Origin of the sequence: Streptomyces apricus (assembly GCF_008369065.1) — a bacterium.
Taxonomy (GTDB): Bacteria; Actinomycetota; Actinomycetes; order Streptomycetales; family Streptomycetaceae; genus Streptomyces; species Streptomyces apricus.
On record NZ_VDFC01000004.1, the window covers coordinates 89,136 to 99,760 of the forward strand.

Here is a 10,625-nt window from a genome sequence, read left to right on the forward strand (position 1 = left end):
GCCTCCGACACTCCGTCCGCCCCCGACGACGGGGAAGTGGCCCACGTGGCCCTGGACGGGGTGGAGTTCTGCCAGCTGGTGGCGGGCCACGTGCCCCCGGAGGAGGCGGCCGCGGGCCAGCTGGGGGACCGGGAGGCGATCAGGGACGTCCTCTTCGCGGCGGCGTCCATGAGCCGCATGTAGAGGTCACGGGTGAGCCCGGCGGGCGCACGGGCGGTCCCGGCGGGCGCATCGGTGCGGCGTCAGTCGAAGACGACGGTGCGCCGTCCGTTGAGGAGGATCCGCCGCTCCGCGTGCCACTTCACGGCCCGGGCCAGCGCCTGGCACTCCACGTCCCGCCCCACCGCGACGAGCTGCTCCGGCGTGACCTGGTGCCCCACCCGCTCGACCTCCTGCTCGATGATCGGCCCCTCGTCGAGGTCGGCCGTCACGTAGTGCGCGGTGGCGCCGATGAGCTTCACCCCCCGCGCATGCGCCTGGTGGTAGGGCTTCGCGCCCTTGAAGCTCGGCAGGAACGAGTGGTGGATGTTGATGATCCGCCCGCTCAGCTGCTTGCACAGGTCGTCCGACAGCACCTGCATGTAGCGCGCCAGCACCACCAGCTCGACGCCCTGCTCCCGCACCAGCTCCAGCACCTGCGCCTCGGCCTGCGGCTTGTTCTCCTTGGTGACCGGGATGTGCCGGAACGGGACGCCGTACGACGCCACCAGCTCGGCGAAGTCCGTGTGGTTGGACACCACGGCCGCGATCTCGACGGGCAGCGCGCCGGTCCGCGCCCGGAACAGCAGGTCGTTCAGGCAGTGCCCGAACCTGCTGACCATCAGCACGACCCGCATCTTCTCGTCGGCCCGGTGGATCTGCCAGTCCATCTCGAAGGCGTCGCCGATCGCCGCGAAGCTGGCCCGCAGCTTCTCCACCGTCACCGGCAGCTCGGCCGAGAAGTGGACCCGCATGAAGAACAGACCCGTGTCGTGGTCGCCGAACTGCTGGCTGTCCTCGATGTTGCACCCGGTCATGAAGAGATAGCTCGACACGGCGTGCACGATGCCCTGCTTGTCGGGGCAGGAAAGGGTCAGGACGTACTGCTCGTTCATGGGGGCCAGGGTCCCACACGGGACCCCGCACCCAGGCAGGCGCCCGCGATCCGGACGCGCCGCTTTTCAGGGGCGCGGGGAACGGCGCGAGCTTGTCGCCCTCAAGGGGCGCGGGGAACTGCGCGACCGGCCCCCACCGGCCCGCACGGAACCCACAGACCTCAGGCAGCCCACAGGCGGCCAGGCCGCCCTAGGCCGACCGCGTCATGATCCGCAGAACTTCGAGCGTCCGGGGCGGCACATCCGGCTCCTCCCCGTCGCTCACGGCCATCCGCACGTGCGCGTCCCGGGCGGCCCGCACCGCCTCCGGCCACCCCGCGTGGTCGAGGTACGCGGAGACGGGCGCGTCGGGCCCCACCTGGTGCATGATCCGCAGCACCCGCAGCACCGCGGAGTCGACGAGCGCGGCCTCCTGCGAATCGCGGAAGATCGTCCCGACGTACTTCTCGGCGGACCAGTTGTCCAGCCAGGTGTCCTCGACGAGGCGGTAGACGGCGTCGGTCACGTCCCCGTACCCGTCGACCCCCGCGAGCCAGACACCCCGCTGGAACTCGGGGTCGGAAAGCATGTGCAGCGCGGAGCGCACATTGCTGCGCCAGCGCCACCACGGCATGTCGTTCAGTGGCATGCCGCCCATGGTGGATGAGCGACGGCCGCGACGGGAAGAGTTCTCCGAACCTTGCACGGTCACCGATCGTACGTTCCTGCCCCGCCGGCCCGTTCCGCACCCCGGTGTTCACCCGGACGTCACCTCGCAGCGACCGAGGGTCACACCGGTCGTAGCGGTGTGACGGAATCGTGCGTTTCATGACCGGCAGGCGACACCACCACATCCTCCGTACCGCCCTCCGCCCGCGTCTCCCCCTCACCAAGGCCAGAGTGCTGTCCGCGGGCGCGCTGGCGCTGTGTGTGTCGACGGCGGCCGGCTGCGGCGTCGTCCCCGGTACCGCGGGGGGTTCGGGGGGCGGCACCGTCAAGGTCATGACGTGGGCCCCGGAGGGAACCGGCACGACGAACAAGCCCGGGATGCCCGCCATGGCGAAGGCGTACGCGCGCTGGGTCAACAAGCACGGCGGCCTCGACGGCCGCAAGCTCCAGGTCCTCACCTGCAACGACGACAACGACACGGTGTCCGCCGCGAACTGCGCCCGGCGCGCGGTCGAGGAGGGCGTCGTCGCCGTCGTCGGGTCGTACAGCCAGCACGCCCGCTCGTTCTTCTCGCCGCTGGAGGCGGCCGGCATCCCCTACCTGGGCGGCTACGGCGTCACGGACGACGAGTTCACCAGCCCGCTCTCCTACCCGGTCAACGGCGGCCAGGCCTCCCTGCTGGCCGGTCTGGGCCGGCAGCTCGCCAGGACCTGCGGCCCGGTCACCCTCGTACGCCCCGACACGGTCGCCGGCGACGAGCTGCCGGTGCTGCTCGACTCGGGCCTGACGGCGGCGGGCCACGCGGCCTCCGTGGACCAGCGGGCCGCCGAGGACGCCTCGGAGTATGCGGGGCACGCCCGCCGGGCGCTGCAGCGGGTCTCGGCGGACCCGCGGGAGGAGGGGTGCGTGATCCCCGCGCTGGGCGACCGCACCGACATCTTCATGGACTCCTTCCGGCGGACCCGCGAGGAGTACCCGGCGGTGCACACGGCCTCCGTGCTGGGCAGCGTCGACCAGTCGATGATCGACGCGACGGGCGGCACGTACGAGGGCGCGTACGTCACCGGCTGGTACCCGGCGTCGGGCGACGCGCGGTGGAAGGCGATGCGGGCGGTCGTCCGGGCGGAGGCCTTCGGCGACAACCGCATCGACGTCGGCGATCCCGGCGTGCAGACGACCTGGGTGGCGTACACCGTCCTGAAGAAGGCGATCGAGTCGCTGGGCGACGGCGAGGTGTCGGCGCGGACGCTGCGGCGCACGCTCGACGACGGGCTGGAGGTCTCCACGGGCGGGCTGACGCCGACCCTCAGCTGGAGCCTGCCGAACCTGCTCGCGGCGAGCGACTTCCCGCGGATGACCAACGCGGACGTGACCTTCCAGGTGGTGCGCGAGGGCCGGCTGGTCACGGAGCGCAAGGGCTTCGTGGATACGTCCGGGGTCCTGGAGCACACCGAGGCGTGACGCCGGCCGGCCGGCACACCGCGGCCGGCCGGCGTCGGGGTCCGGTTCCCACCGGGACCTCACGCCGGCGCCGGGCCGCGGTTTCAGTCGCGGGCACTCACAGCTGTCCCGGCTGCCGCTCCGTGAGGCCGTAGGTCTGCGCGATGGAGTTCCACAGCTTGGCGGCCTTGGCCTTCTGCGTGGTCGCGGTGCCGCTCTCCCGGTTGCCCGCGGCCGTCTGGCCCGTGGAGCGGGCCTGCCCCTTGTGGCAGCCCTTCTTGCCCGCGGCCTGGTCGGCCCACGCCGCGTAGTGGGTGTCCGCCGCGGCGGAGGCCTTCCACGCGCTGTTGAGCGCGGCCGTGAGCTGCGCGTGGTTGTCGAGCTTGTCGACGGAGAGGCCGGCGAGCCGCGTGACCAGCCCGTTGCGCTGCTCGGCGGCGTCGCGCAGGTCGCTGGCGGCCTGGCTGAGATTCGTGCACCTGCGGACGTTGTCGACGGCCTTGACCACCGAGTCGCGGCTGTTGCCGCTGTCCGCGAGGAGCTTGTCCAGGGCCACGGCCTGCGCCTCCTCCGGGCCCGCCGAGGCGGAGTCGGAGCCGGAGGCGTCGGTGGCGGGAGCGGTCGCCGCCACCGTCGTGTTCTCGTCGCCCTTGTCCTCCTCCCCGCCGCCCCCGCTGAGCAGGGCGCCCGCGCCGATGCCGAGCACGGCGATGCCGACGCCGACGGCCGCGATCAGGGGGACGCGGGAGCGGGACCGGCCGCCGCGGCCGTGGTCGCCGTCCGGCGCGCCCCGGCGTCCGCCGTGCCCGCCGGGGGCCGCCGGCGCGCCGGCGCCGGGGGTGCCGAAGCCGGACGGCGTGCCGAAGCCCGCCGCGGTGCCGAACTCGGGCGACGCGGCGGCCGGCTGCTGCCGGCCGGGCTGCCGGCGCGACCGCGGCTGGTCGACGGGGGGCAGCACCTGGGTGGCGCCCCCGGCGTCGCCGGAGCCGTCCGCCCGGAAGAGGTTGTCGAACTCGGCGGGCGGCTGCTGCCGGTTACCGGGCCCGCCGGGCTGTGCGGGCACCGGTGCCATGAACTGCGTGGGCTGGGCGTCGGGGTCCACGGCGGCGGGCAGGGGGCCCGCGCCGTTGCCGCCGGGCTGCCGACCGGGGCCGCCGTCCTTGGGGACGCGGCCGAGGTAGTGGGTCGACTCCGCGGGCGACGCGCCGGGCGCCGTACCCCCGGCGGGCATCTCGGGAGGCAGCGCGCCCGGCCCGACCGGCGGGAGGAACTGCGTGGCGCCCTCGTCCGCGGAAGGGGGCTGAGGCCCGGAGGGGGCGACGGGCGGCAGGAACTGGGTCGCGCCCTCGTCCATGGGTGCGGCGGGCGGCACCGCGCCCGGGCCCGCTCCGGCGGAGGCGTCCGGGTAGCCGTGGCCGCCCTGGGATATCGCGCCGCCGGACGCCTGCGGGTCGTCCCACCGGCCGCCCGCGCCCGGCGCCCCGTACGGGGTTTGGTGGGCTTGGTGCGCTTGATGGGCCTGGTGGTGGGCCTGGGGATCGCCGTACTGCACGACCTGGCCCTGACCCTGGCCCTGGGCGGGGCCGTCCCAGCCCTGCGAGGTCTGTGCTCCCTGGCCGGCCGTGCCCTGGGGCGGGGCGCTCCAGCTGGAGATCTGCGAGTCCTGGCCCTGGCCGGGCGCATGGCCCTGTCCCTGACCGTGGCCGTGACCCTGCCCCTGGCCGTGACCTTGGTCGCCCCTACCCCATTCGTCCGCGGGCGCCCAGCCCTGCCCGGGCTCCTGGGGAGCCTGCGGAGCGGACCGCGGACCCCACGGCTGGTCCCAGGACCGGCCGCCCGCGGGGACCGCGCGGTCGCCCGTCTGGCCGGGCAGGAGGGGCTCGCCGCCGTCGGACGGCAGCACGATGCCTTCGCGCGCGGGCCGCGCCGAGGGCTCGTCGCCCTGTCCGTTGTGCGTCACCGGGACTCCTACGAATGGGGGACCTTCGGAATCGTCGGTTCACGCTACCGGGTCCCCGCGGGCCGCTGCCACGCAGCACGGGAGGCGACTCCCGGCACCGGGGACAGCAGGTGACAAACCGCCCCCCGGGGTCCCGTTCGAGCCCCTGTTTCACGCCGCCTTTCCCACCATGTGCTTCATTTCTCACACGTTCACGCCGTCCGGACCGCCGCAGGTCCGCGGTACCCGGCCGGAAGCGAGTCGGCCGGGCCGCGGACCGAAGCGATCCGGACAACGTCCTTCAGGCCGCCGCCTGGAGGTCCATCCGCGCCCCGAACTCCCGGACCACCGGCTCGTCCCGGTACGGCTCCAGGCGCTGCTGGAAGTCGTCCAGGTACTCCGCGCCGCGGTTCGACCGCAGCGTGCCGAGCAGTTCGACCGCGCGCAGGCCCGTGTGGCAGGCCTGCTCCACCTCGCGCTGCTGCACCTGCGCGCTGGCCAGCAGCACGTACCCGATCGCGCGCCGCCTGGCCCGCGACTCGGGGTGCCCGTCGAGGGACTCCTGCGCGCGCCGCGCGGCCGCCTCGGCCTGCCCCAGGTCCCGGTGGCAGTGCGCCAACTCGTCGGCGAGGTACGCCTCGTCGAAGTGCGCGATCCACCGCGGGTCGTCCCCGGACTCCGGATCGGCCTGCTCCAGCGCCGCCACCGCCCGGCCGGACGCCGCCTGCGCCGAGCGGGCGTCGCCCATCAGCGCGTGCCCGCGCGCCTCCGCCGCGTGGAACATCGACTCCGCGCGCGGTGTGACGCGTCCGCGCGCGCCCTCCTGCGCCGCGCGCGCCAACTGCGCGATCTCCCGCGGGTTGCCGAGCTGCGCGGCCAGGTGGCTCATGGAGGCGGCGAGCACGTACCCGCCGTACCCGCGGTCGCCCGCCGCCTGCGCGAGCCGCAGCGCCTGGATGTAGTACCGCTGCGCGAGGCCCGGCTGCCCGGTGTCGATGGCCATGTAGCCGGCCAGCTCCGTCAACCGGGCGACCGCCGCGAACAGTTCGCGCCCGACCGCCTCCCGGTACGAGCCCGCCAGCAGCCCCGACACGACGCTGTTCAGGTAGTGCACGACCACCGGGCGCACGTGCCCGCTGCCGTACTGGTGGTCGAGGTCGACGAGCGCCTGGGTCATCGCGGTCACCGCCGCGACGTCGGACTGCCCGACCCGGGGGCCCGCCGAGCGCGAGACCTGCGCGTCCGGCGAGGAGATCAGCCAGTCCCGGCTCGGCTCGACGAGCGCGGAGGCCGCGACGGACGAGCCGGACAGGAAGTCCCGGCGCCCCACGTCGCTGCGCCACAGCTCGCAGACCTGCTCGATCGCGCCGAGGACCGTCGGCGAGAACTGCAGTCCCACGCCGGAGGCGAGGTTCTTGCCGTTCGCCATGCCGATCTCGTCGATCGTGACGGTCCGGCCCAGCTTGCGGCCCAGCGCCTCCGCGATGATCGCGGGCGCCCGGCCCCGCGGCTGCTGCCCGCGCAGCCAGCGCGCCACGGACGTCTTGTCGTAGCGCAGGTCCAGACCGTGCTCCGCGCCGCACATGTTGACCCGGCGGGCCAGACCGGCGTTCGAACAGCCCGCTTCCTGGATGAGCGCCTGCAGTCGTTCGTTCGGCTGCCGCGCGACGAGTGGCCTTGCGGCCATTGGCGTACCCCCTGTGGCTGCGGTGCCGTCCACGCGCACCGAGTTGATGGGCCCTCAGCAGCCGGGGACCCCCACGCCCCCTGCGGGGGCGGAAAGTTCCGGCCTCGAAGATCAATGCCCCGCGGACATACCGAAGATGCGAGACATGCGAGGATTGCCGGGGTAAAGGCTGCTGCCCGCCCCACACAGGACACAGGGCTACCCACCACCCGCTGCCGCCTCCCCTGCGCGCCCCCGCACATGCACCCATGCGCCCCACCCGTGGAATCGGTGCTCCTCCCCCGCGCGCGCAGGGGCCGTAACCACGGATGGGTGAGGGAGTTGAGTGGGCGTGGAAGAGACGATCGCAGGCACCGAGGCCGCCCAGATCCCGCAGCAGCGCGGCGAATCGCTGCAGGACACCGCCGTGCGCTACGCCGAGGAGCGCCATTGGGACGTGTTCCCCGGCACCTGGCTCGATGCCGTCGACGGCGTGCAGCACTGCTCCTGCGGGGACCCCGCGTGCGCCGTGCCCGGCGCGCACCCGGCGCGCGCCGACTGGGCGTCGGTGGCGACGGGCAGCGCGACCGTCGCCCGCCGGCTGTGGGCGAAGCAGCCCGCGGCGTCGATCCTGCTGCCCACGGGGCTGACGTTCGACGCGATCGACGTGCCCGAGACCGCGGGGTTCCTCGCGCTGGCGCGGATGCGGCGGATGGAGCTGACGCTCGGGCCCGTCACCTGTACGCCGGATCGGCGCATGCAGTTCTTCGTACTGCCGGGGGCCGGGGTGAAGGTGCCGGACCTGGTGCGCAGGCTGGGGTGGCCGGTCGCGTCCCTCGACCTCGACGTGCTCGGTGAGGGAGCGTACGTGGCGGCGCCGCCGACGCGGTTCGGTGCGCGGGGGGCCGTGCAGTGGGCCTGCCGGCCCACCCCCGCCAACCGCTGGCTGCCGGACGTGGAGGAACTGATCTCCCCTCTGGCGTACGCATGCGGCCGGGAAGCCCGGCGGTAGCCCTGCCGGGCGGGCGGGCAATTCGACCGGTACGGCAGATTCCCGGGTGCGGGCCGGTGGGGGTTGCTCGCGCAGTTCCCCGCGCCCCTTAAAAGCAGGGGCTACCGCCCTCGACGAAAGGCAGGGGCGCAGCCCCGCCTTTCAGGGGCGCGGGGAACTGCGCGGCCAGCCCCCACCGGCCCGCAGGTCCCAGGGGCGCGGGGAACGGCGCGGTCTTTTGTCTTCAGGGGCGCGGGGAACTGCGCGATCAGCCACGGCGGACCCGCGGAGGTCCACGCTCCGCGCCCCGGCACGGCTATCGTGCGCGCATGACGGTCGACACAGTCGCAGTCCGCGTGCGCGGACTCTGGAAGCGGTTCGGGGAGCAGACGGCCGTCGCGGGGATCGACCTCGATCTCCCCGCGGGCCGGTTCATCGGCCTCGTCGGCCCCAACGGCGCCGGCAAGACCACCACCCTCTCCATGCTGACCGGCCTGCTGCGCCCCGACGCGGGAACCGTGGAGGTCGTCGGCCACGACCTCTGGCACGACCCCACCGAGGTCAAGGCCCGCATCGGCGTCCTGCCCGAAGGACTCCGCCTCTTCGAACGGCTCTCCGGACGCGAGCTGCTCGCGTACACCGGCCGCCTGCGCGGCCTCCCCGGCGCGGAGGTCGACAAGCGCGCCACCCAGCTCCTCGACGTCCTCGACCTCGCCGGGGCGCAGCACAAACTGGTCGTCGACTACTCCACGGGCATGCGCAAGAAGATCGGCCTGGCCGCAGCCCTGCTGCACAACCCCGAGATCCTCTTCCTCGACGAGCCGTTCGAGGGCGTCGACCCGGTCTCCGCCCAGACCATCCGCGGCGTCCTGGAGCGCTACACCGCCTCCGGCGCCACCGTCGTCTTCTCCTCCCACGTGATGGAGCTCGTCGAGTCTCTCTGCGACTGGGTCGCCGTGATGGCGGCGGGCCGCATCCGCGCCCACGGCCCGCTCGCCGAGGTCCGCGGCGCCGCGCCCTCCCTCCAGCAGGCCTTCCTGGAGCTCGTCGGCGCGCACGGCCGCGCCGCCGTCTCCGACCTCGACTGGCTGGGCGGCGGCGCCCGGTGACCGCGGACGCCGGTACCGGTGCCGCCCCCACCGCCGCCGCGACGACCACCACCCCCGTCACCGCCGTCGTCGTGCGGCTGAAGCTGGCGCTGCTGCGCAACGGCCTGCGCCAGTCGGCCGGACGGCGGGCCGCGTACCTCGCCTCGCTCGTCCTCCTGCTGCTCTTCGCCGCCCTGCAGCTCGTCGGCCTGATCGCGCTGCGCGGCGACCCGCACGCCGTGAACGTCACGGTGCCCCTGACGGCCGTCCTGGGCCTCGGCTGGGCCGTGATGCCGCTCTTCTTCCCGGGCGGCGACGAGACCCTCGACCCGACCCGCCTGGTCATGCTGCCGCTGCGCCCGCGCCCTCTCGTACGCGCGCTGCTGCTGGCGTCCCTGGTCGGCATCGGGCCGCTGTTCGCGCTGTGCCTGCTCGCCGGCTCGGTCGTCGCGACGGCGCACGGACCGGCGGCGTACGTCACCGGCGTCGTCGCGGCCGTCCTCGCGCTCCTCGTCTGCGTGGCCCTCGCGCGGGCCGTCGCCACCGCCAACCTCCGCCTGCTGACCAGCCGCCGGGGCCGCGACCTCGCCGTGCTGAGCGGCCTGGTGATCGCGATCGGCGCGCAGCTCGTGAACTTCGGCGCCCAGAAGCTCGGTTCCTCGGGCCTGGCCACGCTGGACCCGGCGGCGGACGTCCTGCGCTGGGTACCGCCCGCGTCCGCGCTGGGCGCGGTGGACTCCGTCAGCGAGGGCTCATACGCCGCCGGGGCCGCCCAGCTCGCCCTGAGCGGCCTGGCGCTCGCGGCCCTGCTGGCCCACTGGCAGCGGGGCCTGACCCGGCTGATGACCTCGCCGGACGGTTCGACGCTGCAGGCCGCCGAACCCGTACGGGACGGGGCGGGCCGCTCCTCCGGCGCCGTCCGGCTGCTGCCCGCCGGACGCACGGGCACCGTCATGGAGCGCAGCCTGCGGTACGTGTGGCGGGACCCGAAGACGAAGGCGGCGTGGGTGACCTCGCTCGCGATCGGCCTGATCGTGCCGGTGTTCAACGCGGTGCAGGGGACCGGCTCGGTCTACTTCGCGTGCTTCGCCGCGGGGATGCTCGGCATCCAGATGTACAACCAGTTCGGCCAGGACACGTCCGCGTTCTGGATGGTCGCGACGACGATCTCCTCGACCCGGGACGCGTACGTCGAACTGCGGGGCCGCGCCCTCGCCCTCCTGCTGATCACCCTCCCGTACGCCACCCTCGTCACCGTCCTGACGACGGCGCTGCTCGGCGACTGGGCGGCCCTGCCCGAGGTGCTCGGCCTCTCCTTCGCGCTGCTCGGCGCGATGCTGGCGACCGGCGCCTGGTCCTCCGCCCGCTTCCCGTACTCGATCCCACAGGACGGCTACAAGAACGTCGCTCCCGGGCAGGCGGGGCTGGCCTGGATCTCGATCTTCGGCGGCATGGTCTCGGCGGCGCTGCTGTGCGCCCCGGTGATCGCCCTGACGATCTACTTCGACACGACCGCGACCGGCGAGACCTGGAGCTGGCTCCTGCTCCCCCTGGGCACGCTCTACGGCACGGCCCTCACCCTGGCCGGCCTCCACCTGGCAGCCCCCCGAACAGCCACCCGCCTCCCAGAAATCCTGACAGCGGTGAGCAAGGCGTAACCCTGCGCCCTCCAGGCGCGCGGGGAACGGTGAGGTCTTTCGCCTTTCAGGGGCGCGGGGAACTGCGCACCCCCACCCTCAAGGGCTGAGCCGCTCCACCC

At 74.1% G+C, this 10,625-nt stretch carries 8 protein-coding genes and 1 pseudogene; 5 read left to right on the forward strand and 4 right to left on the reverse strand.

Annotated elements, in window-relative coordinates; translation table 11 throughout:
• Positions 1-183 (forward strand): annotated as a pseudogene (locus FGF04_RS01070) (immediate early protein); the annotation flags it as partial.
• Positions 184-242: 59 nt separating this feature from the next.
• Here FGF04_RS01070 and purU read toward each other — a convergent pair.
• A complete protein-coding gene (gene purU / locus FGF04_RS01075; RefSeq protein WP_149509255.1) occupies positions 243-1,094 on the reverse strand; it encodes a formyltetrahydrofolate deformylase in 852 nt (283 codons plus the stop codon).
• A gap of 190 nt (positions 1,095-1,284) precedes the next feature.
• On the reverse strand, positions 1,285-1,785 hold the full coding sequence (locus FGF04_RS01080) for an SCO4402 family protein (protein ID WP_149509256.1): 501 nt from the start codon (positions 1,783-1,785) through the stop codon (positions 1,285-1,287).
• Between the two features lie 116 nt (positions 1,786-1,901).
• On the opposite strand from FGF04_RS01080, the gene FGF04_RS01085 reads away from it, so the two are divergent.
• Positions 1,902-3,203, forward strand: a complete 1,302-nt coding sequence (locus tag FGF04_RS01085) for an ABC transporter substrate-binding protein (RefSeq protein WP_149509257.1) — start codon at positions 1,902-1,904, stop codon at positions 3,201-3,203.
• A gap of 97 nt (positions 3,204-3,300) precedes the next feature.
• On the opposite strand, the gene FGF04_RS01090 is transcribed toward FGF04_RS01085, so the two are convergent.
• Both FGF04_RS01090 and FGF04_RS01095 read right to left on the reverse strand, forming a co-directional pair.
• Positions 3,301-5,142 carry a hypothetical protein gene (locus FGF04_RS01090; protein WP_149509258.1) on the reverse strand — a complete coding sequence of 614 codons (1,842 nt, stop codon included), beginning with the start codon at positions 5,140-5,142 and terminating at the stop codon, positions 3,301-3,303.
• Between the two features lie 280 nt (positions 5,143-5,422).
• A complete protein-coding gene (locus FGF04_RS01095) occupies positions 5,423-6,808 on the reverse strand; it encodes a transcriptional regulator (RefSeq protein ID WP_149509259.1) in 1,386 nt (461 codons plus the stop codon).
• Between the two features lie 331 nt (positions 6,809-7,139).
• Here FGF04_RS01095 and FGF04_RS01100 point away from each other — a divergent pair, with 331 nt between their 5' ends.
• The 3 genes from FGF04_RS01100 (at position 7,140) to FGF04_RS01110 (ending at position 10,524) form a co-directional block, all read left to right on the forward strand.
• Positions 7,140-7,799, forward strand: a complete 660-nt coding sequence (locus tag FGF04_RS01100; RefSeq protein ID WP_149509260.1) for a bifunctional DNA primase/polymerase — start codon at positions 7,140-7,142, stop codon at positions 7,797-7,799.
• Between the two features lie 308 nt (positions 7,800-8,107).
• A complete protein-coding gene (locus tag FGF04_RS01105; RefSeq protein ID WP_149509261.1) occupies positions 8,108-8,887 on the forward strand; it encodes an ABC transporter ATP-binding protein in 780 nt (259 codons plus the stop codon).
• Between the two features lie 71 nt (positions 8,888-8,958).
• The gene (locus tag FGF04_RS01110; RefSeq protein ID WP_149509425.1) at positions 8,959-10,524 is read left to right on the forward strand and encodes a transporter; all 1,566 of its coding nucleotides are present in this window, start codon (positions 8,959-8,961) and stop codon (positions 10,522-10,524) included.
• The last annotated feature ends 101 nt before the right edge of the window (positions 10,525-10,625 follow it).

Excerpts from the sequence above, each read along its gene's own strand:
- purU (WP_149509255.1), bottom strand. The coding sequence starts at position 1,094 with ATGAACGAGCAGTACGTCCTGACCCTTTCCTGCCCCGACAAGCAGGGC.
- FGF04_RS01105 (WP_149509261.1), top strand. The coding sequence starts at position 8,108 with ATGACGGTCGACACAGTCGCAGTCCGCGTGCGCGGACTCTGGAAGCGG.
- FGF04_RS01085 (WP_149509257.1), top strand. The coding sequence starts at position 1,902 with ATGACCGGCAGGCGACACCACCACATCCTCCGTACCGCCCTCCGCCCG.
- FGF04_RS01095 (WP_149509259.1), bottom strand. The coding sequence starts at position 6,808 with ATGGCCGCAAGGCCACTCGTCGCGCGGCAGCCGAACGAACGACTGCAG.